Source organism: Pedobacter hiemivivus (assembly GCF_005144565.1).
GTDB classification, from domain to species: Bacteria; Bacteroidota; Bacteroidia; order Sphingobacteriales; family Sphingobacteriaceae; genus Pedobacter; species Pedobacter hiemivivus.
Genome location: NZ_SWDX01000003.1, coordinates 380,047 through 404,509 on the forward strand (window position 1 = coordinate 380,047; position 24,463 = coordinate 404,509).

The window sequence follows — 24,463 nt, forward strand, 5'->3', positions numbered from 1 at the left end:
CTATGTTGAAAAAGTACATCATTCTATGCTTTGTTTTAAGCTGTAATGCCACATTTATAAAGGCGCAGCAATACGGATTATTTAATACAAAAACGATGTTCGATGGGTTTGAGAATCCTGCTCAGAAAACCTTTGTCTTAGATTCGTCCCGGAAATTTTCATCTAATTTCTTCTTACCCTATTTTGGAATCAATGCCGCCAATAAAGGAAATTCAGATTTCATCCGTAAAATCATCAACGAGGGGAAATACAATGCCACAGATCTTAAGCTAGGAACCGGAGATATCAATACCGTACATCAAAATACAAACATCTACGTACTCACTTTAAGAATATTTAAATCATATAAGTATCAAAAAGAAATAGGCTTTGCATGGCAAATACGTAGTGATGCCCATCTGGATTACACTAACGAAACTCTGGCTATCTTAGATAATTACAAAAGGTTTTTGGGTTATCAAAACCAAGACTTTACAAACGCTTTTAACAACAACGGATACGAGCAGTCTTACCATCAATTTAGTTTTAGCTACCGCGAAAACTACAACAAAAGACTGGCCTTCGGTGCTAAACTGAGCCTATTAAGCGGTATTGCTTATAATAAACTAAGCATTGTTGAGTCTAATTTCAATCCTGGCTCATCAACACAACCACTTGTCGCCTCACTAAGTGGAACCTATAAAGCCAGTTTCCTTGATGCAGACGACTTCTCCAGTAAAGATGTAATCCCTACCTTTAAAAACCCAGGGCTTTCCGTTTCAGTCGGAACTAGCTATACTGCAAAAAGCGGTGTATTTATAATGGCCAATTTAAAAGACCTTGGCTTCATCAGATGGGCTAGTAGTTCGTACTACAACAAATTTAATAACCTCAATGATCCTTTAATCATTGACGATCCCGAAATGAATGCATCTAGTATCGATAAAAAGATTTCAAGTATTGCGACAGATAACGAAACCAATAAAAGTTTCCTTACCCCAACCAATGCTAAAGTAGATTTTATGGTTTCTAAGGCCTTTGCCATAAGCTACCCGCTTACTTATACCCCCAGCCTTATCGCGTCTAAAAACTTGTTTTACAAAGGTGGAGACGTAGCATTTGTCAATAAAATCAAATACGGAGAGCTATCCTTAAGCGTTATCCCTGCTTATAATTTAAACAACCTGTTTCTAGTAGGAATGCAAGGCATGTACCAAACACCCAACTTTGAAGTCTTTCTAGGCTCGGATAACCTCTTAAAAACAGTTACACAAATTAATGGTGTAATCAAGCAAGACCGTACCATTGGAACTGGCTACAACGGTGCATCATTTTATATGGGACTGGGAATAAAGTTCGGAGACATTGTAAATCACCCGCAAAATAGCAGTACGATGCCGGGTATAGACGATAAAGAAAGTAGTTTTTTCAAACGCCTGTTTAGCGTTTTTTCTAAAAAAAGATAATTAAACCTTTTTCTTGGGTGTAGTCAACACAAAGTCCTTCAAGTAGAATGGCTCAAAATACGCTACATCCTCAAATTGAGCAGCTGTAAAGGCTTTATAAGCCAATTGGCTCATATGAGCTGCAGAATTAAAATTAAGGTCAGAAAAAGCAGCATGTTCATTTTGCAATACCTCCGCACATTTCATAGCACCATCACCAATAAAGGTAACCTTACCTACTGCCAGTTCAGTTGCAAAACTATTTTCATCGATAATTTTCGCTTCAGTAGGCAACACGTAGTTTAAATCCCTATCAAACATTGCTGTAAAGACTTCCATCCTACGTGCATCTATCATTGCACAGATCAACCCTTCACAGTCCTTCTGCTGCATTAAAAAGCCAGCGGTCATCATCTGCAAAGTATCTACCGCAATAAGTGGTTTATCCAGTGCAAAACACAGACCTTTGGCAGTCGAAACCCCAATACGTAACCCTGTATAAGAACCAGGACCTTTACTCACCGCTACAGCATCCAGATCAGCAAACTGTAAGCCTGCCATATCCATCACCTCCTTAATAAACAAAGTCAAACTGCCTGCATGAATGTTACTGGCCATCTCTTCTTTTAAGGCAATGGTTTTGCCATTTACAGAAATTGCAGCAGAACAAACTTGGGTAGCTGTTTCAATTTGAAGGATGGTGGCCATAGTATTGGAATTTAAGGATAATGGAAGATAAAATTAATTAAGGAACAGGATCATGACCATGACTGCCCCAAGGGTGACAACGGCCAATGCGTTTCAAAGTTAGCCAGCCCCCTTTAAAAGGACCATGTTTTTTGATGGCTTCTATTCCATATTGCGAACAGGTAGGTGTAAACCTACAATTTGCACCCAACAAGGGAGATATAAACCATTGATAAAGCTTAATAAGCGCTAAAAAGAACCAACCGACAACCTGCTTAATTACTCCCATCTTTTCCTGTGGTATTTTTAGCTTCCAGATTTGCAATCAACCGCTTCAAAGCAGCAGCCATTTTTTTCTCAAAAAAAGAAAAATCGTAAATCTTTTTACCAACAAACTGTAGGGAAAGCAGCAATAACTCATCAGATTCCAGCAATAGTGCATAAAGCTCCAGCTCCTTTTGTAATCGGTAAGCCTCGCGACTGCGGCGTTTGATCAGATTCCTGTCTACCGCCCTTTTGTACCTTTTCTTAGCGACATTAATTACTATCTGCGCCGGGAACTCATGTTCAACCGGAACATACATATATGATACCCGAAACGGATATAACAAAAAAGAAGAACCGTTCTTAAATAGCAGGTCTAAAAATTTCCTGCTACATAACCGTTCTTCTTTATTAAATGTGTTCATCTTTTTGATCGCAAATTTGCAGACATCCTGATCTGCTAACACTAATTGTGCTGCAATCAAAAATTATGCTTTGTGGCGGCCTTCGCTTGAAACCGTTAATCTTTTTCTTCCTTTTGCGCGACGTGAAGCTAATACTCTTCTACCGTTTGCTGTAGCCATTCTTTCGCGGAAGCCGTGTTTGTTTCTTCTCTTTCTTTGCGAAGGTTGGAATGTTCTTTTCATAACTGTATTATATCTTGACTATTATTTTTAAATAAGAGGTGCAAATATAGGGCGATTTTTATTTAATTGCAAATACATTTCACCTATAGTTTTCATTTTCTCTGTAATTCTGTTACAATCCTAGGGCAGCTTTCAGTTTTATGTAGCCTGTTTTGCTCACTGGCAGCCATATATCCGATTTTAAAAGCACTACATAGCTATCTTTTTCTTTCAGCTCTATACGTGTAACCTGGGCCAAATTTATGATATATGATCGATGAATCCGAATAAACTGACTACTTTCTAGTGTTCTTTCGAAAAAACTCATCGTTTTATTCTTCTGAAAAATCCCTTCCGAGGTACTCAGTTTCACATAATCATCGTCAGCCTCCAGGTAATGAATATCAACGACTGCAATAATTTTAATTACGCCATTCTTTTTAACTACTACCCTATTACTTTGAGCCGGACTTAGCCCTGCTACATCCAGCAACTCCTTCGCAACAGCATCTATATTATTCAATCTAGCTGGTAGTTTTTGCATGGCCAGCTCAAATCGACTCTGCTCTATCGGTTTCAGTAAGTAATCAATAGCATTTACCTCAAAGGCCTTAATCGCATACTCATCAAAAGCAGTAGTAAATATAACTGCCGGATGCTTATCTATCAGCTCCAGCATTTCAAAACCACTGATTTTAGGCATTTGTATATCTAGAAAAATCAGATCCGGCTGATACCCTGCAATGGCTTTTATTCCTTCAAAACCATCATTACATTCGGCTACTACCTCAACGTCAGGAAAATTGCTCAGGTAATGCTTCACCACATCCCTGGCCAAAGGCTCATCATCAATTAATATCGTTCTAATCATTTTGTTGAGGTATTTTAAGCGTAGTTTCAAACCTATTTTCTGTACTTACATCTGTTTGCAATAACCTTTCATCCGCAAACAATAGATATAACCTTCGTCTGATAGCCGTCAAACCAAATCCTGTCCCTTCTGTTGCCTTCATCTCTGGATCATAAGGGTTCTGCACCACAATCACCAAATGGTTCTGCTCCAGCTTTACGAATACTGATATGGTAATCGCAGCTGCAGTATTGTATAACCCAAATTTAATGGCATTCTCTACAATAGGTTGTAAAAGTGTCCCAGGCAAGCGTAAATTTAAGGTTTCTTCAGCTATTTGAAGCTCAATATTTAACCTGTGACTAAAACGTACCTTTTCTATATCCAGATACAGCCCAATGTATTCCATCTCCTCGGCCACACTTACCCAAACTTCATCATCCCTTTTTAATGTCCCCCTTAAAAAAGCAGCCAGCTTAGTGATCATGGTACCAGCTTCTTTAGGATTTACAATCGTTAGGGCATAAACAGAATTTAGACTGTTAAACAAAAAGTGAGGTTGCAGCTGATGGCGTAATTTATTTAATTCGGCTTCTTTTGAAAGATTTTGTGCAGCAAGCAAGCGCTCCTGTGTAGCCGATTGCTCTTCAAGCCTGTACCATAAAACATTCGCAAGCGCACACCAGGCTATAAACACAAACATAATCAGAAAGCGTACCGTAAGCGAAATGTTAAGAAAGTTGATATAAGTCTGTTGCTCAGAGAACAACAAAACTAATAAAAACTTGCTCATAAAAGTGATAAACAGTGCCATGATAAAGGTAAGCGCCAACACAAAAATAATAGTTTCATTTTTAGGCTGATAATAACCTAGTAAATTACTCATCAGCATACAGGCTAGCGCGAGTAGGCCATTTGTAATTACACTATCGGCAATAGCTATGCTCCAACTAAAATTAAGTGTAAAATAAAAAAGCAAAACAAACACCAACACCCAGCCCAAAAATATAACTGAGCCAACCTTTTTAACCCTGGTGATGGATAATGGTCTGTTTATCAAAACAACTTAATTGAAGGAGTTGAAAATGGCAACAACTGTTGCAAAAATGTTCTATGTTTATTCACATGATCTAAAAATGAACTTACATCTTCAGGCTCATGCAGCACTGAAGCCACTTCAGCTCCATCCGTAGGAGATTCAATTTCATATAGATCGGCTACACAGATAAAATTCCAGCTTACCATCTCTCCATTGCAATTCCTAAAAGGACGATGAAAATCTTCGGCCTGTCGCTCGGCCTTAGCTAGCGCCTCATCACAATCTGCAGCCACAGTTAGCCTTAACTGCTCATCAAATTGAGGCGAATGCTCACCTTCTCCGGTAATTATCTGATAAATATATCTTACTACAAACCATTTCATGATCTTGAATTTTAAAAGTTTCTAATCTCTACCCCTCCAAATATGGTCACCCCTTGAATTTTAAGTATTTTTCGTGGCTCTGTACTCACGGGACCTAGCGACCTTTTATCATCCAGTCCGCCAAAAATTGCCACCACTTCCGACTTCACTTCCCAACTTGGGGGAACAATAATTTTCACTCCACCAAATAAAGCCACCACATCTAATTCAATGGTACCTTCAAAATCCGCTTGTGTCAAATTCACATCACAGCCTCCGAAAACAGCTATAGCTTCACCTCCCTTAAAGTTTTTTGAATGAATGTGTTGATGACTACCACCAAATACACTTACCGACTCCAGAATATCATTTTTATCTGCGTTTGCATATGAAGCAGCATAAGACTCCTTTTCCGCAGCTTTCCAATCAGCCTTTTTTTCGAACTTACGTTCCCAGCGTTTACTAAAGCCTTTACCCTTGCAATCAACACTTTTTGGACCCAAGATCATATACAATCCAGCAACTATAAGTGCTCCTCCAAAGTAATACTTCGAAACCTCTTGTCCCCAAATGTCACCTACAAGGAAAGATCCGCCAATCAATACCATGACCAACCAACCTACCCCATTAAAATTACGCTTAAAACCTATAAGCAAACCAATTGCAATGAGTAACATCGGCCAGGTAAAGATCCAACCAGGAATATACAATCCAAAGTTCCTTAAAAGGAATACTAGTCCTATCACCAAAATAACCAAACCACTACATATCCTGCTCGAACTACTACTTTTGTTCCACTTATCCATCTTGTTCTTTTATTAAAATTTAGAATACTAAATCTTTATTTGTTTCAAATTTAGGCACAATTGAAAGGCTACAAATAACCAGGCCTTATATGCCATCAAATCACCGGTAAACTGCAGCATTTTGTCGGTAAACAAAATACTTTAAATGCAAAAGGTGCTTAGCCGAAAAATAATTTTTCCGAATAAGCACCTTATATATGTGCCAATAGCTGAGCTAAAAACTATTTATTTTTTAGTAAATCTCTGATCTCAGTAAGCAATGCTTCACCAGGTGTAGGAGCAACAGGTGCAGCAGGAGCAGCTTCTTCTTTACGTTTTAATGAATTGATACCTTTTACCAACAAGAAAACAGCCATTGCCAATAAAAGGAAGTTAATGCCTACACTGATAAAGTTACCATAAGCAAAAACTACTGCTTCTGGCACTTTTCTAGCTTCCTCTAAAGGTAAATTAGCCGCAACTGTACCCTTCAGCACCACGTACAGGTTACTAAAGTCGACCGAACCAATAACCGCAGATATTAATGGCATAATTAAATCTTTCACAGCGCTATCGATAATTTTACCGAATGCACCACCGATGATTACACCGACAGCAAGGTCCATCACACTACCTTTAACAGCAAATTCTTTAAATTCTTTTACAAATCCCATAGGTATAAATTTATTTATATAATAAAATTAACAACTTTCCTCGAAAATCAAGGGATTTATAAGGCTGAAATTTACTTTTATTTTAAATTATTTTGCTGTTCCCTTTAATGCCAGCTGGTTATATTCTACGATTAATGTGCGACCTTACACATAGCCATTCTTCTATTTATGAGATAGCACAGATGCGATACCCATATTGATAACTCCTGATTGATTTTAAATCGGCTTGAAAATTAAAATATTCACACCTGTTTATCAGTACCGTTCCTGATTTATATTTCAGTAAGTACTTTTATCAATACGAAATGTGTATTTTTGGAGCGGGTACATAAATACCTAGTTATCATTTTATGCTAAAACAACATCTACAACAAAAATTACTTCAAAAGCTATCTCCGCAGCAGATTCAGTTTATAAAGCTGTTGCAAGTACCGACAGTTGCTTTAGATACTCGCATAAAAGAAGAATTGGAAGAAAATCCAGCACTGGAAGATCCAAGTTTAATGATAGCTGAGGAGCCTAAAAGTGAATATGACGACCTGAACGATACGCCGGAAGAATATGATGCTGGCGCAAAGGAAGAAAATACGGATGAATTTAATGTTGATGATTATTTACAAGATGACGATGTAAATGATTACAGTACCTCCTACAATAACAATGATGATGATGAGGAAAAAAAGGAAACACCAATAGCTATTGAAAGCACCTTTTTTGAAAGCTTACAAGAGCAACTAGACCTTGTTCCCCTCTCCGATCAGGATTTTATTATTGGAAAACAAATTATAGGCAGTTTAGATGATGATGGCTACCTAAGAAGACCTATTACCTCCATGATTGATGACCTTGCATTTTCTCAAAATGTTATGGTTGAAGAAGAGGACGTTCTTGACATGCTCAGGGTTATACAAAATTTTGATCCCCCAGGCATCGCAGCAAGAGACTTACAAGAGTGCCTTACTTTACAGTTAAAACGTAAAGACCTTAGCAATCCTATCATTGTAAAAGCCATCCTTATCGTTGAGAATTATCTCGACGAATTTACAAGAAAACATTACGACAAACTCGAAAAGGCCCTTAACCTAAACAGTGAGGATTTAAAAGAAATTATCGCAGAAATATTAAGGTTAAACCCTAAACCAGGCGATTCTAATCAGGTAACCACAAAACAGTTACAGATCATCCCAGATTTCCATGTCTCTAATAATGATGGGGTGCTCATCCTGACGTTAAACTCAAAAAATGCACCAGAACTGAGGGTAAGCAGGTCGTACATTGATATGTTTGACCATTATGATAAAGCAGCTCAAAAGGATAAAAAACTAAAAGAAGCGGTACAATTTGTAAAGCAAAAATTGGACTCTGCAAAATGGTTTATTGATGCCATTAAGCAAAGACAACAAACCTTGCTTAAAACCATGAATGCCATTATGCAATATCAATATGAGTATTTATTAACAGGTGATGAGCGCAAAATGCGTCCGATGATCCTAAAGGATATTGCTGATAAAATAGATATGGATATTTCCACCGTTTCACGTGTGGCCAACTCTAAATATGTACAGACTGAATTTGGCACTTTCTTGTTAAAATCCTTCTTCTCGGAGGCGATACAAACAGAAAGTGGTGAGGAAGTTTCTAATAAAGAGGTGAAGAAAATTCTGGAAGATTGTATCGGTAATGAAGACAAGCGCAAACCTTTAGCTGATGAGAAGCTTACAGAAATTCTGAAAGAAAGAGGCTACAACATTGCAAGGAGAACGGTTGCTAAATACAGAGAGCAAATGAATATTCCGGTTGCCAGATTAAGAAAAGAGCTTTAATCAGCTCATTTTACCACATTCTTCCACCGCTAAAGACTTCGTAAACATTGTTAAGTTGCAAGCCCAATACAATTTCGTGACTGCCATTGCTTACCTGGTTCAATCCTGATGTCGTAAAATCGTAAGCATAAGTTAAGTTAAGCAACTTGCTGATGTTGATTCCAGCCATGGCCGAAAACGAATCGTCTTTACGGTAACTACCACCCAGCCAAAGCCTGTCTCTAAATGATACCTTTAGGTTCACATCAACCGATACGGGCACCGGACTTACCTGTTTAACCATAATTGAAGGGGTTGCAGAAACTTCATCATCAATGTATAACTTATAACCAGCTGTAATAAAAAAATGTGGCACCTCTTTCCCCATGTTGTAATTGGGATCGCTGGTAAACGACAGCTTTTGTTGCAAAATTTGCTGTACGGATGCGCCTGCAAAGAGCCTTCCACTGTATAGCCATACCCCTAAACTCAGGTCGGGTTTTAGTTGACTTGGGATACCATTCGAAATGGAGGGGTCAACACGAGTTTGGTCTTCAAAAGTTAAAGCATTAATATCCAGCGCTACCCTACTTACCCCCGCAGCAACACCAACAGACAAATTATAGGTATTGCTTAGTTGAAGGTGATACGCATAGGTTAAACTCGCGTCGAGTCTGGAGAGTGGCCCTAATTTATCGTAAACTGCAATAACCCCCATACCATGGTGTGCGGGCGATGAGGTATAGTTCTGCATATAATTCCGATCCATTGGGTCATCGCCTTTATCAGGTAAGGATAAGGCGTTTTTCCATAGATACCCCGATCCAAGATTCCAGTTTGCGGTTACAAAAGAAGTTTGAGGCGCATTATCAATTCCGGCCCATTGTTTTCTGTAGCCAACTTTTATATCTGTATAATTCTCTATACCACTAATTGCTGGATTTAAGAGGTAATTATTGAGCACATATTGCGTATACTGTGGCCGTTGCTGTGCAAAACAGCAAAGTCCCAATAGCAATTGGATAATAACTAAATATATTGAGCGTCTCATTTTATCTGATCAAAGTTAATGAGCCAGTAATTGTTTTCTTTCCATTCTTTGGATTGATGATATAATAATAGGTACCTACAGGCAATTGTATCCCTTGATAATTGCCATCAAAAGGTATTGAATATCCCTGACTAAAAAAAACTTTTTCTCCATATCGGTTAAAAATATCTACAGTAGCGGCTACGTACGTTTCAATATATTTGATGACCCATACATCATTTACACCGTCTCCATTGGGACTAAATGCATTAGTAGGTTCTATGCTTTTTATAACATGAACAAAAACACGTTCTGAAGTAGAACAGCCTGTTGCAGTTGTGACTGTAAGTGTATATACCCTATCGCTGGTCGCAAAAAAAGTAGGGCTCAATACATTATTTCTGCTTATTCCCTCCGAAGGACTCCATTCGTAAGTATTTCCAGAACTGCTGACACTCACATCTATTTGCTTTTCTCCTCCTTCAAGAATATAAAGATCTGAAGGCAGCGTGACTATTGGAATCGGATCAACAACAATAGGTTTGGTCAGAGATTCCTCGCATCCCCCGTTATGAGCAGTAAAAGTATAAGTAATATCATGCCGCCCTACCCCAGCTACGCTCGGATCGAACCAGCCATCTTCGGTAATACCTAGCCCTGTATATTTAGAATCACCTGCTATGCCAAGCGTTTCCGAAGCTTGTGTAAGCTGAATTTTACCTACATTGATACACACTGCAGGAATATTATTAAAAGAGATTATTGGCGAGGGATTCAACAAAATAACCTGAGGGTAAGTATTAGAACAGCTTTCTCCAGAATAGGCGACCATTTTTATGGTAAAAGGTTTTGGATCAGCAGTTATCATCGCAGGATAAGTATGTTCGTATGATTCATTGAGCACAGGATCGTCATCTTCAATAAATTCACCTGGCTTATTTACAGCATCAAAATATATACGCAACTTGATAACAGTACCAACAGAATGTACTGTAGAAGTATTTATGATTTCCACTTTTTTGTTACTGCAAAGATTATCCTTATTCACAACGTCAAACTTAGCCTCAACATCTGGACCGTTCACTGTAAAATCGCTTGTGATAAAATCTGAACACCCATTCGCATTAGTAACTGTAAGTTTAACGGTATACAACCCAGGTTGATTATATTTATGTGTACCATCAACAGCATTAGATGCATTCCCAACACTACCTAAATCACCAAAATCCCATAAATAACTTGCTAAAGATGCCGTAGTTCCATCGCCATCAACGGAAAGATTTTTAAACTCGGCAATATTATCCGAAGAGCATATTTTAGGTAAGGTAAACTTTGGTATAGGTAAAGCAGTAATGGTAATTTCTTTTGAATAAAGTAAGCTCACGCAACCAGTTGCACTTTCTGTAACCAGGGTAACTTTAAACTTACCTAATGATGTATAAGTGTGCTGAACAACCGAAAGAGTTTGATCCGTTGGTATTGGTGTATTATCGCCAAAATCCCAATGCCATTTTACAATAGTCGCACCAGCCTCAACAATAGACTTGTCCTCGAAGGTGTGTGGTTTATTGATACAACCTACCAAATCTGCTGCAAAACCTGTTGTTATTTTAGGTCCTATAGTTATCGTTTTAGGCATTACATCAGACATACAACCTTCATCAAGACCAACTGATAGCTTCACTACAAAAGGTCCCGATGCACTAAAAATATGCTTAGGGTTTTGTTCAGTAGAAAATGTTCCATCACCAAAATCCCAGAGCCACTTGTTTAAAGGTTTACCTGGTATATTAGATAACCCCGCATCAGTAAACTGAATTTCCGTGTCTGCACAGTTTTCATTTGGAAACTGAAAATCGACTGTAGGCAAGGGATACACATCAAATGTATAACTGAACTCTGCCTCTCCACTAAGGCAACCCGTACCATCATTTGGCAACTCTATCTTTATAGTGATCCGATGCGACCGGAGTTCAGTAAACGTTTCCGATCTACCGAATTTGTATTCGTAAGTTAATGTTCCATCCGCCGCAGGAATAATTACATGGTCTAAGGAGCCAGGTTCCTCGGGACCATCATCGAGTTTCCATGTAATTTTAGCCACCAGATAAGGAAGGATAATCTTAAAATCAGATTCCTGCCCTACGCACGCATTCTGCGCATCGCGTTGCGTAATTTTATTGGTGACGAGGAAATAAGTAGTAGCTGCAAGATTGGTACCTGCCGAATAAGCATAAGATTCATGATCCCCAAAACCGTAAGCTATGGCATTAAAACCTTCATTCGCTGTCAGATAAGAACTTGCAGCATTAATTTGAATTTGGGTAAAACTATATTCAGGATTTGACGGAACTGGAGTCCACATTGTATTCACGGGTGTTCCATCAATTTTAAAAGTAGAGGTAGCGGATGTTTTTATCAAGACATTAATGTATCGCTCAGTGATGCGTTCCTTGTCGGACGAAAAGAGCGTCGTAGATTTCACGTTGAATTCGATCGGATTAAGGAGCACCATTTCGGGATCACCAAAGATTTCGGTTCCTCCGGCAGATGAGCAAGCTTGAGTTAAAGAATATTGTGCAACACTTATTCTTTTATCTGCTGTAACCAGGGCACTATTGGTCAGCTCGCCACTCGTATAAAAGTCACCTTTATTAAGCGGAATAACATTGCCTTCAAATTGTACAGTGGTATTGTCTTCCTGCGCCAGTATTCTTATAATATGGCGTCTGTTAATGAAAGGTACAACCCCGTAACTCTTTCCCCAGCTCCCTGTCGGATAAAGCTGCTGAAAAAGTGGATCACGTGATCCATTACAAGCAATTTTAAGTGAAGTACTACCTGAATAAGCAGCAAAACGTTTATTGCAATTATCGGGAGATGTTTTGTCCACCTCTACATACATCCCGGTAAGATCCTCCTGATTCGGAGGTGCATACTCATATACATCTCCTGCATTCGCAAAATCTACCTTAAATGAACTTCCGTCCTTTTTATGAACTATAAGTGTAGTATTTGCATCAGCAGCAACAAGGACTAAAAAATTTCTATTTACTTCTCCATTGCTAACATCCTGAATATAATTCATGGAGTAATATTCTCTCCCCAGCGCCTCTCGGGGGAGAATAAGTGAAGCGGCAGACCGTGCCCCTGCATAAATATGTTCAAATACAGCGACCTTATCACGCCCGGGTGTAACTTGTACATGAATACCTTTGTTCGCAATTATACTGTTCGCATCACCTACAATTATATAGGAATCTGCTCGGGGTACATCAACCCACACTGCCGTATTACCGGGTATGTTTACCGGCCCAGAATTAAAACTACCACAAGTAACCGTTACTTCTGAACTCGTCTTTGTGGTAATATAAATCCGAACATTGGCTAAATTAACAGTCCCGTTATTGTTTCTCGAAGGGTCATGCGTTGGAAATACGGCCCAGAAATCTGTTCCTTCATTTGATATATTCTGAGCTTCCGCATTAACAAATGGAAAGCACAAGAGCGCCCATATTATTAAAACCCATCTATACATATTACTTAGTTACCCCTTTAGGATAACTAAGATAACAGATTTTGCCTTAATAAAAATTCAAGTTGTTGATTTGCCAATAATAATTTTGCAGTAAGATCTCTATTCTCTTTTCTAAGCATATATATTTCATACGCTTTTTCGATATTGATCTTTAAATCCGCTTCCATCCAGGGTTTCTGAATATAGCGATATACCTGTCCTTTATTAATGGCATCAATTACGGCATCAATGTCTGTATATCCAGTAAGGATCATCCGAATTGGGTCGGGATGCTTCTCTAAAATGGAAGCCAAAAACTCAACCCCAGTAGTTTTAGGCATCCTCTGGTCGGTAATGATCACATGAATTTCTTCCTTATCTAAAATAACTCTGCCTTCATCTGCAGATTCCGCGGTAAAAATATTATACAACCTTCTATAAGTGGCCTTAAACGCACTTAAATTATGAGGTTCGTCATCAACATACAGGATATTCACATTCATTTGTCTGGAAATAAAAGTTAAAAATACTTTTTTATTATTACTCTTAAAAGCCTATTTTTAGTTCTTTCAATAATTTACCTATTTTTTTTTATTTTTATAGCATACATATATTAAAAAAATGCAGTCTCAAGCTCATCCTATTTTAAATTTTGAAGCCCAAATTAACAATACGAAACAATTAAACACTCTCTACAAGCCTGTATTATTTAACACCAAAAACAGTACCGAAAAACAAAATTTAGCTGATCTTTTAGCTAATAAACCACATATTCAGATTTTTGATTGTATTGAGTCTCAAATCGAAGAACTCATTAAATGTTTAAAGCCCGGAATCCCCCCTACTGAACTGAAAAAAGTAGCTGAAAATCACCGCGGCTCAACCCCATTATTTGATTACGGAATATGGGTCTATTATCCATGGGCCGAAAAATTAGTTCACCTTCTTGATGAAGAGGAATTTGTGGTTGTACGTACCAATAGAAATAAGCATAAGATTACGGCAGAAGAACAAACGCTACTTTCGCAAAAGAAAATAGGTGTTATGGGATTGTCGGTTGGACAGTCGGTTTCTTTAACCTTAGCCATAGAGCGGGGTTTCGGAGAATTGCGTATTGCCGACTTTGATGAGCTTGATCTTTCCAATTTAAACCGCATCAGAACTGGCATCCATAATATACAGTTGCAAAAGACGGTTATCGTGGCCAGAGAAATTGCCGAGCTTGACCCTTTTTTAAAAGTAATTTGTTTCCATGAGGGCATTACTGATGAAAACATTGATGCTTTCCTAACTGAAAATGGGACACTTGATCTTTTAATTGATGAGTGTGATAGTTTTGATGTAAAGATCAGTGCGAGAGAAAAAGCTAAAGCATTAGGTATTCCCGTTTTAATGGAGGGTAGCGACAGATGTACGATTGATATTGAAAGATTTGACCTTGAGCCTGAAAGACCTGTTTTACATGGATTCGTAGAACATATAGATATGAGCGTTTTTAAAACGCTTAAAACACTGGATGAGAAAGTACCCTATATTGCTCCGGTAACTGGAATTGAAACTTTATCTCCAAGAATGAAAGCTTCAGCGGTTGAAATTATGAGCACCATATCTACCTGGCCTCAGCTGGCCAGTGCCGTTACTTACGGTGGTGGAATTACGGCCGACCTTTCCAGAAAAATTTTATTAGGTAGCTTAAAAATATCAGGCAGATTTTTCATTGATATAGATGAATTAATTGCAGATGAGGTACCTAGCCCAGAACCAATCGAAGAGCCTCGCAATAAGCAGTTAGATCCTTCGGAGCTGAATACTTATTTATCAACTCATCAAATTGGTGAGGATACGAAAGGTGATCCCATCTCAGATGTGCTCATTCATAAATTGATCGCTTCAGCAGGTAAAGCACCTTCAGGAGGAAATAATCAGCCATGGCACTGGCATTATAAAAACGGAACTTTACACCTGTTTTTAAATAAAGGAGTATCTGGCGCCTATTTAGACCCTGATTACATTTCTTCTTATGCTTCTTTAGGTGCTTCTATAGAAAACTTACTATTGGAGGCTGCTGTAAATGAACTGGGTGTGGAATGGAGTTTTACACCTGAGCTTTTCCCTGATCATATTGCCTTTTTCAATTTTAAAGGAAAGCATGTGCTGAGCGAGGGCGAGAAAAACCTTGCTGCACAAATATCAGAAAGACATACCAACAGAAAGCTTGGTATGGCACAGGAAGCGAACATTGCTGATCTGGACCAGCTAAAAGCGATTATTGAGACCAAAGAAATTGGTTTACATTGGCTTACTGCTGCTGAAGATAAAACTGTATTGGGTGATATATCAGGCCAAGCCGATCTACTACGTATGTTTACTCCCGCGGCACACGAAGATTTTATAAAAAAAGAAATGCGCTGGAATCAAGAGCAAATTCTGGAAACAGCGGATGGTATTGGAATAAATACCCTCGACTTAAGCAATCAGGATCAGATTGGTTTAAGGCTGATGAAAGACGAAAGAGCTGTTGAATTTCTAAAAAAGATAAAAGGCGGTAACGCCTTTAAATACCTTGCCTTAAAGCAATTCCAATCATCCCCCGCTATTGGCTTAATTACTTTACCGCAACACAGTCCCCTCGATTACTTAAAAGGAGGCATGGCGGTTGAAAAACTGTGGCTCGCCGCCACAGCATTAGGCTATCAAATTCACCCCGTAAATGTTCCTTTAATTTTCTTTTACAAGAATAATATTCAGGAATTAAATGACCTTCCTGAAGAAAGTAGAAAGCAAATTTTCAATTTACATCAAAAATTAAAGCATTTATTTAAAATAACTGATAATATTGCAGAAATATTCATGTTTAGAATATTTAAAGCAGAATCATCACCTCAACGTACAATTAGAAAACCCTTAAATAAAACTTTATCCATTGGAACAGCATAGACCGCAGATCACCAAGCTTTATTTTAAAGCGTTTAGAGCCGTAGATAATCGTGCGGCTTGTATGAAATTTATTGAAGGGCACACGCATGTATTAGAAATATTTGGAATTACGAAAATTACCTCTGCAAAAATAGACTGGGTACTTAACCCGGGTGTTTATGTAGTTATTGTAAGTGCTGAGGAGGATGGAAAAGCATTAGCTGGCAGTAGGGTTCATGTTGCTGATGGAATTACCCCACTTCCTATTGAGGGCGCTGTTGGCGATATGGATGACCGGATATATGGTATGGTGGCCGACAGGGTTGCCAAAGGAACCGGAGAGCTTTGCGGCGTATGGAACTCATGGGAAATTGCAGGATTGGGTGTTGGTAGTTGGGTGTTGAGCCAAATTACTGTTGCCTTATCAAGCCTGATCGGTTTACAATCATTATTTGGCCTCACCGCTCCTGCGACCTACAGAAATGCTGTTAGAGGTGGTTTTAGGGTAGTTAAGGAGATTGGTATCAATGGGAAGTTTTATTATCCTAAAGAGGATCTTACCGCTACCGTTGTTTTGAATGACGAATTAGATACCTTACCGACTGCAACTCAGGATTCTCATGATTTTGTAATGGCTTTGAGAAAGAATCCAAAACAAACCATCCCTATCCCAAACAAAACAAATGATGGCTTTATTGACATGCATATTGATATAGTTTTATGATAAAAAGTACTTGCAAGAAATTAGTTTTCCTTATTTTCTTTTTATGCTGTACTTTTTTTACCAAGGCCTCGTTTAGAGACAGCAGAGATTCTTTATTTAATTTAACGGAACACGCTAGTATTTTAATTAATTTCCCAGACAAGGCCACTATAAATTGGGTGATGAAGGCGCAGGGAGAGTTTAAGAGATTAGATGCTCCCTTTATCAATTTTGGTAAAATAGATAAAACTGTCTGGCTAAAAGCTAACTTCCCAAACATCAAGAAATCTGTTGCTGATCCGAGTATTTTGATCGATCAGGCGAGATTGGAAATTGCCGACATCTACTTTGTGAAGGACAACCATGTCATTCATCAAATTGCAGGTCAGAAGCATAGTACCGTTGCCAGTTTTGATTTCCCAGGAAATACCAGAAGTTATGTTATACCACGATCAGTGGTTGATCTGGATCCTGAAATATACATCAAATTGTATTCTGATGAAGTTATTATTGCTCCAGTTTACGTAGCCGCAAAAATTGAATTTGATAACATTTTTGCAAAAAGAGATATATTCTTTGGAATATATACGGGCATCATGATCATCATGTTTGCTTATAACCTATTTCTGTACTTTAGTATTAAGGACAGTAGTTACCTCAACTATATTTTTTGCATCATCTTTACCTGGGCAACTCAGGTGACCTTACAAGGCTATTTCACCAAGTATTTTTTAATAGATTATGCCTGGTTTGACAATATCGCGGTTATCCTTTTTGCCAATCTGGGGCTTATTGCGTCTATACTTTTTACGCAGTCGTTTCTCAACACGAGGGTAAATGCACCAAAAAGTCATCGCATCATCAACATCCTGCTCACACTGTCCGTAATCAACACGGTTATTCTGTTGTTCGGATTTAAACACACCTCTTTTACAGGTATGCAGGTGCTTATTTTGGCAGGGTCTATCATTGGAACTTACACAGCCTACCAGTCTTTTTTTCATAAAAAATTTAAACCGGCAGGATACTATCTGGCATCCTGGTCGTTCTTATTTTTTGGAATGATGATTTTCATCCTTAAGGATTACGAGGTATTACCCTACAATACATACACCAATTATTCTGTTCAATTTACTTCTGTAATAGAGGTTATGCTTCTTTCTTTTGCCCTGGCAGATAAGATTAACTTCTTTAAGAAAGAGAACGAGATTGCTCAGAAACGTGCACTCCTGATCTCTAAAGAAAATGAGCAACTGATACTCCAACAAAACATTGAATTGGAGAAAAAAGTAAATGAAAGAACTGAAGCCTTACAAGAAACCAATGCCAATCTTAATCATGCTTTGAGTAACCTGAAGGCTGCACAGTCGCAGTTGGTAGATGCTGAGAAGATGGCTGCATTGGGACAGTTAACGGCCGGTATTGCACACGAGATCAACAACCCGATTAACTTTGTAACGTCAAACATTAAGCCATTACAGCTTGATATAGACGATTTAAAAGAAATCATCAATCGTTATGAGCAGATCGATTATTCGTTGGATGTGGTTGAGCAAATTAAAGAAATTGATGCTTTTAAAAACCAAATTGACCTCGCCTTTATAAACAATGAGATCGAATCGCTGTTGACCGGTATTTCTGATGGGGCGAAAAGAACAGCAGAAATCATCAGAAGTTTAAGAAACTTTAGCCGTTTGGACGAAGATGATTTAAAACCGATTGACCTAAATGAAGGCTTACAATCTACCTTGGTTTTGGTAAAAAATACAATGCCGGATAACCTTAAGGTATACAGAGAATTTGGGAATTTACCTAAAATTGAATGTCTGCCAGGTAAAATAAACCAGGTATTCATGAACCTGATATCCAACGCTATACAAGCGATTAAATCTAACGGAAAAGACCGGAAAGAAGAGCAACTCACCATAAAAACCTGGTACGAGGATGCCGGGGTTAAAATTAGCATCAAAGATACCGGTACGGGTATGACCGATGAGGTTAAACACAAGATATTTGAACCTTTTTTTACCACCAAAGAAGTTGGAGAAGGAACGGGTTTAGGTTTATCAATTGTTTTTAGTATAATTGAGAAACATAAAGGTCATATCGATGTGATATCCGAAGTAGATAAAGGAACAGAATTCATCATTACATTACCTGTTAATACACAATAAGCAAAAGCGTACTATGAGTGCACCCAATGTAAGAGTTCTATATATTGATGATGAGGAAAATAATCTTCAGGCTTTTAAAGCGAGTTTTAGGCGACAGTATGAAATCTATACGGCCATATCAGCCGCTGAAGGTTTAAAAGTATTACAAAACATTTCGATACAAGTTATTCTGGCCGATCAAAAAATGCCGGGGACTACGGGTGTAGAGTTTTTTAAAAGCATTACAGACACCTACCCTGATCCAATAAGGATATTGCTCACTGGTTATACTGATATTGAAGCGCTTGCTGATGCGATTAACCATGGCGATATCTACAGGTATATCACCAAGCCTTGGAATGATCTGGAACTGCACAATTCCATCAAAAATGCTTACGATGCTTATAAGGCCAAAATTGACCTTAGAAACAAAGTTGCTGAGCTGGAAAAGACCAATGATGAACTGAACAGATTTATATATAGTATTTCCCATGAATTAAGGGCTCCCCTTGTTTCGTCCATGGGTATTGTTAATCTAGTTAAAATGGAAGGGCTTTACAACTCCAGTGGTGAATATTGGAGCTTAATAGAAACCTGCTCTAATAAGTTGGATTACTACATTCAGAAAACGCTTCAATACTATAAAAACAATAAAACCATTTCAGAAAACACGGCCATTGACTTTCATAAGTTGGTACCTGAATTGGTTGAATTATATACTTATGCTGATCACGAAACCACCTTTAGTGTAGATATTCATCAGAACGAAGAGTTTTATGGCGATGTTTTTAGAATTGAGGTGATCTTGGGTAACCTGATCTCCAATGCAATAAAATATCAGAAAGAAACCGAAGTAAACAAAAGGGTAAGTGTGAATGTTAATGTTAGAAGAGAGCAAGTTGAAATCTCCATCATTGATAATGGGATGGGTATTTTGAATGAGCACCTGGAAAAGATTTTCACTCAATTCTTCAAGAGTAAAGTGAATCAGGGCAGCGGATTAGGCTTATTTATTGTCAAAGAGGCGTTGAATAAGATTAATGGAAAAATCACTGTAAGTTCTGATCCAGCTGAAGGCACCACCTTTAAAATAACCATTCCCAATGCTAAATAGTCACAAAACAGTTTTATTAATAGATGACAACGATGTTGATTTAAAGATCAATTCTAAAATCATAAAAATATCGAACTTCTTTGAGGAAATCGTTACTTGTCTATCGGCAGATGAGGCGCTGAATTACCTTCAACAAACCTTAAACAATGATGGTAAATTACCGGATTTTATATTGCTGGATATACAAATGCCGGATATGGATGGCTTCGAATTTTTAGAAGTTTACAAGAATCTTCCCAAGCGGCTAACGGGAAATTGCACAATTGCGATGCTTTCTTCGACACTTGATTTTGGAGATATCAAAAGAGCTGAAGCAAGTCAACATGTTGTTAAATTGCTAAAGAAACCCCTATTACCTAAAGAACTTGCGGAAGTTTTGAAGAAACATTTACCTTCATAGAGCGCTTTACAGCTATTTCCCCAAACCTACTGGCTCAAAGTCCATGCAATAACGCTTGTAAGTTGGAATAATATGATTGTTTTCATCGTGGATTCAAACTGTAAAATAAGTTTACAACTAACACAACCTCAAAACATAGTGTTATGAAAGTTGTAGTCTTATCATGGAAAACGATCAAATTTGCGAACATATCAAGGATATTAAAGCGTTAAAGTTGCCCAAAGAACTCATTTGCGAAGAATGCATTAAAACAAATAGCACTTGGGTTCATTTACGAACTTGTCAAACTTGTGGTATGACATTATGCTGTGACGACTCCCCCAATACGCACATGACAAAGCATTACCATGCCACACAACATCCAGTTGTGAGCTCCGCTATGCCTGGCGAAAGGTGGTTATGGTGTTATAAAGATGAAGTTTTTGCAGATTATTAAATTAATATTCCAACGACTCTTTATCCCATTTTGCTAAATCGGCACCAATACCATAAGTACTGTGCAAGAATTCAATTAGTTTGTCCTCTGGCTTTCCGGCCCTTTGCACTGCTGAATAAGGCAAAATAAATTCGCCTAACGTTTGGTGATAGTAGGCTTCGTCGGGTTTAACTCTTGCATTCTTGTATCCTTCAGGTTCAGGATATAAATAACAATAGAAAGCGGCTTCATTCAAACCTCCTCCACCCGTCCAAAAGCCAAAACTACTTACCTCTCTACAATATGCATCTTCTGCAACCCAATTAGGCATACCGGGTACTCCCCCTGGATGTTTTGGTGCTGTACGACCAGAAAAAAAAGATAATGCTAAATCAAAACTCCCCCAAAAAAAATGAATAGGGCTACACTTCCCTCTAAATTCAGCTCTGAACTTCATAAAAACATCCTGTATATTTAGCAAAGCTTTATGAAAAGCTGTGACCTGCTCTTCCTCATAACTAGCATGAATAGTATCCAGTTCGAAAGGAATAGGATCAACAAGTTCAACAGGAATAGGTTTGATCGTTACATCGATTTTCAAATCTGTTAGCGCTTCGAAAATTTTCTTATAAAAACCAGCAACAGAAATTCCATGTAAATCAAATTGTCGGGTTTCCCCGTTGCTGGTTGTAATTTTTAACTGATGTACAGTAAAATCAAAATCTATCTGAAAGTTTTGATCATTATACCGCATCGACCCTGTGGTTAAGCCAGTAGCAGTAATCTGCAGGGCAATATGCCAGGAATGATTTACCCAGGGAAGAACTGCAAGTTTTATTTTTCCAACAATCTGCGACCATAGTTGCACAGTTTCATAGGTAGACTTTCCCTTTTCATAAGAAAGTATTGGCCAATTCTGTTCCATAGTAAGAGGGCTTTAGTTCTCTAAATATGTAACTACAAACCATTGCTACAATTGTTTTAATATGATGAACCTATGGATCCATAGGTTCATCATAATCAATTTGTAAGGACATTACATTTGGATAAAATTCAAGCATAGTATCTGATAAACGATTTCCCATCCGATAGGGTTCATAGCCAAGTTCTTTAATACAACGTTTAGGCATAACATCGCTGATATACATACTTTGTGACTTAACCGTTACGGTAAGCGCTTTCTTATCCATAGGCATACCATAGCGGAACATGATTCTGGCCGCATTACGCATATTTGTGGTTGTATGCCTAGCATGAGGTTCCATAATAATTGCACTTTCGGGAATCTGTAGGCTTTGTATTAAAAACTTTTTCATTTCATGAGCCTCACTGTATTTGGTTTTATAAGGATGGACCCTACCTCCCGAAACCATAATAAAAGGTGCTACTCCAATGCGGTACTCTTCTGCAGCCAGTCGACAGCGCAACATCCCACCGGCACTTAATTCAGTATCACGTTCTTCAGGCCCTTCACCCGGCACCAATATCAGGCTATACTTATAGGCTCCAAAGTTTGTCTTTTTTATGGCCAAAAGGCTTGATTTGTTTACAGTGCTCATCATGGGTTCATAATCTGCTGCATCATTCCGCTCATTAATCTCCAGAGCAACCAAAGCAAACTGCATTGAGGGCTCAAAAAACAGCTTATTTTTAGTATTCAAACTCAATAAGGCATTGGTATTAACCAGTTCAGGGTAGCTTTTATCTTTCACATTGAACCCTATCGAATCTATTTTCGGATAGTTAGGTTTTGATCCCTCTACATATACCCCAATGGTAAAGTTAATTGCCTTGGCATCTTGTTCCCATGCTTTAAGCAGAATATCGACCGGTTTCAAATTTCCATACATACTATAGCAGCCTGAAGGAATAACCTGGCTCCTTACGATAGCACCTAGTACATTATTTTCTTTAAAAAGGAAACTTAAACGGTTACTTACAGCTGCAATATCATCTTCTGTAAACCTAAAAGCAGCTGTGAAACAGGCTATATTATTCTGACAACTTTTAAGCGCTTCTTTTATTTTGGCTTCTCTGGCTTTAAACAAGTCTCTCATCACAGGATCATTTTGAACAAGCTTTTTTACACCCTGATCCTGTTGCAACAAGGTAAGCAGATAGTAGTTTTTATACTGCACAGCGTTATGGGTGCTTTGGAGGACATACTGCTTATTTGGCCCCTGATTTTGTGCCCATACAGTCATGGTGCAGAAGCAGTAGCAAATCAAAAAGAAAAAAGATTTCATATATGGTGTTTTATAATCCATTCAAAAATATTAAAAATAAAAGGCCGGTACGTCAGGGTACCGGCCAAAATTGGTAAACAGGGTTAATTATAGCCCGTATTTTGCCAGCCATTTTTATTGTTAATGTTGTCTATCTCAGCCTGAGGAACCGGATAAATACTTCTGAATGAAGGAATCCCTAGAAAAACAGTTCCCATCTGACCTGTTCTAACGATATCAAACCACCTGTCTGCCTCCAAAGCAAGTTCCAATCTTCTTTCTAAATATACGGCGGTTCTGAATTCTGGCTGAGACGTAAGCGTCAAAGCAGTTTTGGCACTAACATTTGCATTCGTCCGAACCGCATTTAAAGCTTTAAAAGCTTCAGCATTTCCATAAAGTGTTTCATTTAGTGCTTCAGCATACATCAGCAATACGTCTGCACACCGGATAACAGGGAAATCGCTGCTGGTTTCGGGATTAGGTGAAACAGGGCTGTTAAATTTAGCCGGGCGGATACCAACTCCTGTTGGTGCAACTAAAGCTTTGCGGTTATCTGCATTCTCAAATATGCTTTGGGGTATCGTTATCGTATTGGTATTGTTGTTATTTCTATAACGGTTGTCCTGATTTACAAATTCTTTTACACCACCTGCAAGGTATTGGATGGCGAAAATAACGTCTTTACTTGTTTTTAAACCGCTGGGGAAAGTCGTCGTTTGCGGAACGGTACTTAATATCGTTCCTGCATAAATGGCAGCGACAACAGGTTGCAACGTAGAAGCCACCAGATCATATCTTTTTTGATAAAGATATACCTTGCCCAATAATGCCGAAGCTGCGTAGTTGGTTGCCCTCCCCCTTTCAGTCCATGTAGACGGCAATACACCTGCAGCATCACTAAGATCCTTAATCACCTGCTGATATACCTGTGCTGAAGTCGCACGCGTATTCGCCCTGGCTTCTTCGGTTTTCTGAACAGTGAGAATCAAAGGAACATTTCCCCATAAACGTGTTAAGTTAAAATAACTTAACGCCCGGATAAATTTCGCCTGTCCGATGATCTGATTTTTAGTCGTCTCATTCATACTTATTGCAGGCGCTCTATCGAGAATGATATTGCAACGATAAATTGCCCTGTAATGTGCCTGCCATGCACCGGAAAGGATATTATTTGCGGGTGTTTCAGAGAATACCTCGATCTGGTTCCTTACTCCTGCCCCCGATCCCGGATCATTATCGGTAACGTTGTCTCCCCTGATTTCACCCAGAGTAAGCATGTGGTTACCATAAATACTGTCTGTCTGCAAGGCATCGTAGCAGCTGACCAGCCCTCCCTGTAGTCCTTTTTCATCCACATAAAACGTATTCTCGGTATAAGAATCCAATGGCTTCAGATCCAGGAATTTCTTACATGATACTGCCGACATAAGGATGCCAAAAGCAAAAATGGATATAATATATTTTTTCATGATCC

At 38.4% G+C, this 24,463-nt stretch carries 23 protein-coding genes; 8 read left to right on the forward strand and 15 right to left on the reverse strand.

Going from position 1 to position 24,463, the window contains the following annotated elements:
• The first annotated feature begins 2 nt into the window (after nucleotides 1–2).
• On the forward strand, nucleotides 3–1,445 hold the full coding sequence (locus FBD94_RS08800; protein ID WP_136879924.1) for a DUF5723 family protein: 1,443 nt from the start codon (nucleotides 3–5) through the stop codon (nucleotides 1,443–1,445).
• On the opposite strand, the gene tsaB is transcribed toward FBD94_RS08800, so the two are convergent.
• The 9 genes from tsaB to mscL form a co-directional block, all read right to left on the reverse strand.
• On the reverse strand, nucleotides 1,446–2,132 hold the full coding sequence (gene tsaB, locus FBD94_RS08805) for a tRNA (adenosine(37)-N6)-threonylcarbamoyltransferase complex dimerization subunit type 1 TsaB (RefSeq protein ID WP_136879925.1): 687 nt from the start codon (nucleotides 2,130–2,132) through the stop codon (nucleotides 1,446–1,448).
• 37 nt (nucleotides 2,133–2,169) lie between these two features.
• A complete protein-coding gene (gene yidD, locus FBD94_RS08810; protein WP_131610404.1) occupies nucleotides 2,170–2,400 on the reverse strand; it encodes a membrane protein insertion efficiency factor YidD in 231 nt (76 codons plus the stop codon).
• On the reverse strand, nucleotides 2,387–2,800 hold the full coding sequence (locus tag FBD94_RS08815) for a ribonuclease P protein component (RefSeq protein WP_136879926.1): 414 nt from the start codon (nucleotides 2,798–2,800) through the stop codon (nucleotides 2,387–2,389). Before FBD94_RS08815 ends, yidD begins: the two co-directional genes overlap by 14 nt.
• Before the next feature lie 63 nt (nucleotides 2,801–2,863).
• Nucleotides 2,864–3,022: a 50S ribosomal protein L34 gene (gene rpmH, locus FBD94_RS08820; RefSeq protein WP_015807371.1), complete on the reverse strand. Its 159-nt coding sequence runs from the start codon at nucleotides 3,020–3,022 to the stop codon at nucleotides 2,864–2,866.
• Between the two features lie 112 nt (nucleotides 3,023–3,134).
• Nucleotides 3,135–3,872, reverse strand: coding sequence for a LytR/AlgR family response regulator transcription factor (locus tag FBD94_RS08825; protein WP_131610402.1), 738 nt, complete (start codon nucleotides 3,870–3,872; stop codon nucleotides 3,135–3,137).
• Nucleotides 3,865–4,911: a sensor histidine kinase gene (locus FBD94_RS08830; protein WP_235884413.1), complete on the reverse strand. Its 1,047-nt coding sequence runs from the start codon at nucleotides 4,909–4,911 to the stop codon at nucleotides 3,865–3,867. Before FBD94_RS08830 ends, FBD94_RS08825 begins: the two co-directional genes overlap by 8 nt.
• Nucleotides 4,908–5,273: a DUF4288 domain-containing protein gene (locus FBD94_RS08835; RefSeq protein WP_131610401.1), complete on the reverse strand. Its 366-nt coding sequence runs from the start codon at nucleotides 5,271–5,273 to the stop codon at nucleotides 4,908–4,910. Before FBD94_RS08835 ends, FBD94_RS08830 begins: the two co-directional genes overlap by 4 nt.
• 11 nt (nucleotides 5,274–5,284) lie before the next feature.
• A complete protein-coding gene (locus FBD94_RS08840) occupies nucleotides 5,285–6,058 on the reverse strand; it encodes a LiaF transmembrane domain-containing protein (protein ID WP_131610400.1) in 774 nt (257 codons plus the stop codon).
• Nucleotides 6,059–6,279: 221 nt separating this feature from the next.
• Nucleotides 6,280–6,711 carry a large conductance mechanosensitive channel protein MscL gene (mscL, locus tag FBD94_RS08845; protein WP_136879927.1) on the reverse strand — a complete coding sequence of 144 codons (432 nt, stop codon included), beginning with the start codon at nucleotides 6,709–6,711 and terminating at the stop codon, nucleotides 6,280–6,282.
• Nucleotides 6,712–7,061: 350 nt separating this feature from the next.
• Here mscL and rpoN point away from each other — a divergent pair, with 350 nt between their 5' ends.
• Nucleotides 7,062–8,534 carry an RNA polymerase factor sigma-54 gene (gene rpoN, locus FBD94_RS08850; protein ID WP_131610398.1) on the forward strand — a complete coding sequence of 491 codons (1,473 nt, stop codon included), beginning with the start codon at nucleotides 7,062–7,064 and terminating at the stop codon, nucleotides 8,532–8,534.
• Between the two features lie 10 nt (nucleotides 8,535–8,544).
• Here the strand turns inward: rpoN and FBD94_RS08855 are convergent, their stop codons facing one another.
• Genes FBD94_RS08855 through FBD94_RS08865 form a run of 3 tightly spaced genes read right to left on the reverse strand, consistent with a single transcriptional unit; the run spans nucleotide 8,545 to nucleotide 13,563 of the window.
• Nucleotides 8,545–9,564: a PorP/SprF family type IX secretion system membrane protein gene (locus FBD94_RS08855; RefSeq protein WP_136879928.1), complete on the reverse strand. Its 1,020-nt coding sequence runs from the start codon at nucleotides 9,562–9,564 to the stop codon at nucleotides 8,545–8,547.
• Between the two features lies 1 nt (nucleotide 9,565).
• The gene (locus FBD94_RS08860; protein ID WP_169472256.1) at nucleotides 9,566–13,048 is read right to left on the reverse strand and encodes a PKD domain-containing protein; all 3,483 of its coding nucleotides are present in this window, start codon (nucleotides 13,046–13,048) and stop codon (nucleotides 9,566–9,568) included.
• A gap of 59 nt (nucleotides 13,049–13,107) precedes the next feature.
• The gene (locus FBD94_RS08865) at nucleotides 13,108–13,563 is read right to left on the reverse strand and encodes a response regulator (RefSeq protein WP_169472257.1); all 456 of its coding nucleotides are present in this window, start codon (nucleotides 13,561–13,563) and stop codon (nucleotides 13,108–13,110) included.
• A gap of 118 nt (nucleotides 13,564–13,681) precedes the next feature.
• On the opposite strand from FBD94_RS08865, the gene FBD94_RS08870 reads away from it, so the two are divergent.
• From FBD94_RS08870 to FBD94_RS08895, 6 genes are all read left to right on the forward strand, one after another.
• Entirely contained in the window at nucleotides 13,682–15,997 is a 2,316-nt protein-coding gene (locus FBD94_RS08870; RefSeq protein WP_131610395.1) for an Rv1355c family protein, read from the forward strand.
• Nucleotides 15,984–16,700 (forward strand): hypothetical protein, encoded by a 717-nt coding sequence (locus FBD94_RS08875; RefSeq protein ID WP_131610394.1) that lies wholly within the window; start codon nucleotides 15,984–15,986, stop codon nucleotides 16,698–16,700. Before FBD94_RS08870 ends, FBD94_RS08875 begins: the two co-directional genes overlap by 14 nt.
• Nucleotides 16,697–18,853: a sensor histidine kinase gene (locus FBD94_RS08880; protein ID WP_136879930.1), complete on the forward strand. Its 2,157-nt coding sequence runs from the start codon at nucleotides 16,697–16,699 to the stop codon at nucleotides 18,851–18,853. Before FBD94_RS08875 ends, FBD94_RS08880 begins: the two co-directional genes overlap by 4 nt.
• Before the next feature lie 13 nt (nucleotides 18,854–18,866).
• Entirely contained in the window at nucleotides 18,867–19,946 is a 1,080-nt protein-coding gene (locus tag FBD94_RS08885; protein ID WP_131610392.1) for a hybrid sensor histidine kinase/response regulator, read from the forward strand.
• Nucleotides 19,936–20,346 (forward strand): response regulator, encoded by a 411-nt coding sequence (locus FBD94_RS08890; RefSeq protein WP_131610391.1) that lies wholly within the window; start codon nucleotides 19,936–19,938, stop codon nucleotides 20,344–20,346. The genes FBD94_RS08885 and FBD94_RS08890 overlap by 11 nt, the downstream gene beginning before the upstream one ends.
• Before the next feature lie 163 nt (nucleotides 20,347–20,509).
• Nucleotides 20,510–20,782 (forward strand): UBP-type zinc finger domain-containing protein, encoded by a 273-nt coding sequence (locus FBD94_RS08895; protein WP_131610390.1) that lies wholly within the window; start codon nucleotides 20,510–20,512, stop codon nucleotides 20,780–20,782.
• Nucleotide 20,783: 1 nt separating this feature from the next.
• Here FBD94_RS08895 and FBD94_RS08900 read toward each other — a convergent pair whose 3' ends face one another.
• The 3 genes from FBD94_RS08900 to FBD94_RS08910 all read right to left on the reverse strand — a co-directional run bounded on the left by FBD94_RS08900 (nucleotide 20,784) and on the right by FBD94_RS08910 (nucleotide 24,458).
• Nucleotides 20,784–21,686 (reverse strand): DUF5996 family protein, encoded by a 903-nt coding sequence (locus tag FBD94_RS08900; protein WP_136879931.1) that lies wholly within the window; start codon nucleotides 21,684–21,686, stop codon nucleotides 20,784–20,786.
• Nucleotides 21,687–21,756: 70 nt separating this feature from the next.
• Nucleotides 21,757–23,007, reverse strand: coding sequence for a YdcF family protein (locus FBD94_RS08905; RefSeq protein WP_136879932.1), 1,251 nt, complete (start codon nucleotides 23,005–23,007; stop codon nucleotides 21,757–21,759).
• An 83-nt stretch (nucleotides 23,008–23,090) separates the two neighbouring features.
• Complete coding sequence (locus FBD94_RS08910; protein WP_136879933.1) at nucleotides 23,091–24,458, reverse strand: RagB/SusD family nutrient uptake outer membrane protein; 1,368 nt, start codon at nucleotides 24,456–24,458, stop codon at nucleotides 23,091–23,093.
• Nucleotides 24,459–24,463: the final 5 nt, after the last annotated feature.

Bases quoted from the DNA above. Each gene is read 5' to 3' on its own strand.
- FBD94_RS08800 (WP_136879924.1), top strand. From the start codon at position 3: ATGTTGAAAAAGTACATCATTCTATGCTTTGTTTTAAGCTGTAATGCC.
- tsaB (WP_136879925.1), bottom strand. From the start codon at position 2,132: ATGGCCACCATCCTTCAAATTGAAACAGCTACCCAAGTTTGTTCTGCT.
- yidD (WP_131610404.1), bottom strand. From the start codon at position 2,400: ATGGGAGTAATTAAGCAGGTTGTCGGTTGGTTCTTTTTAGCGCTTATT.
- FBD94_RS08815 (WP_136879926.1), bottom strand. From the start codon at position 2,800: ATGAACACATTTAATAAAGAAGAACGGTTATGTAGCAGGAAATTTTTA.
- rpmH (WP_015807371.1), bottom strand. From the start codon at position 3,022: ATGAAAAGAACATTCCAACCTTCGCAAAGAAAGAGAAGAAACAAACAC.
- FBD94_RS08825 (WP_131610402.1), bottom strand. From the start codon at position 3,872: ATGATTAGAACGATATTAATTGATGATGAGCCTTTGGCCAGGGATGTG.
- FBD94_RS08835 (WP_131610401.1), bottom strand. From the start codon at position 5,273: ATGAAATGGTTTGTAGTAAGATATATTTATCAGATAATTACCGGAGAA.
- FBD94_RS08840 (WP_131610400.1), bottom strand. From the start codon at position 6,058: ATGGATAAGTGGAACAAAAGTAGTAGTTCGAGCAGGATATGTAGTGGT.
- mscL (WP_136879927.1), bottom strand. From the start codon at position 6,711: ATGGGATTTGTAAAAGAATTTAAAGAATTTGCTGTTAAAGGTAGTGTG.
- rpoN (WP_131610398.1), top strand. From the start codon at position 7,062: ATGCTAAAACAACATCTACAACAAAAATTACTTCAAAAGCTATCTCCG.
- FBD94_RS08855 (WP_136879928.1), bottom strand. From the start codon at position 9,564: ATGAGACGCTCAATATATTTAGTTATTATCCAATTGCTATTGGGACTT.
- FBD94_RS08865 (WP_169472257.1), bottom strand. From the start codon at position 13,563: ATGAATGTGAATATCCTGTATGTTGATGACGAACCTCATAATTTAAGT.
- FBD94_RS08870 (WP_131610395.1), top strand. From the start codon at position 13,682: ATGCAGTCTCAAGCTCATCCTATTTTAAATTTTGAAGCCCAAATTAAC.
- FBD94_RS08880 (WP_136879930.1), top strand. From the start codon at position 16,697: ATGATAAAAAGTACTTGCAAGAAATTAGTTTTCCTTATTTTCTTTTTA.
- FBD94_RS08885 (WP_131610392.1), top strand. From the start codon at position 18,867: ATGAGTGCACCCAATGTAAGAGTTCTATATATTGATGATGAGGAAAAT.
- FBD94_RS08890 (WP_131610391.1), top strand. From the start codon at position 19,936: ATGCTAAATAGTCACAAAACAGTTTTATTAATAGATGACAACGATGTT.
- FBD94_RS08895 (WP_131610390.1), top strand. From the start codon at position 20,510: ATGGAAAACGATCAAATTTGCGAACATATCAAGGATATTAAAGCGTTA.
- FBD94_RS08900 (WP_136879931.1), bottom strand. From the start codon at position 21,686: ATGGAACAGAATTGGCCAATACTTTCTTATGAAAAGGGAAAGTCTACC.
- FBD94_RS08905 (WP_136879932.1), bottom strand. From the start codon at position 23,007: ATGAAATCTTTTTTCTTTTTGATTTGCTACTGCTTCTGCACCATGACT.
- FBD94_RS08910 (WP_136879933.1), bottom strand. From the start codon at position 24,458: ATGAAAAAATATATTATATCCATTTTTGCTTTTGGCATCCTTATGTCG.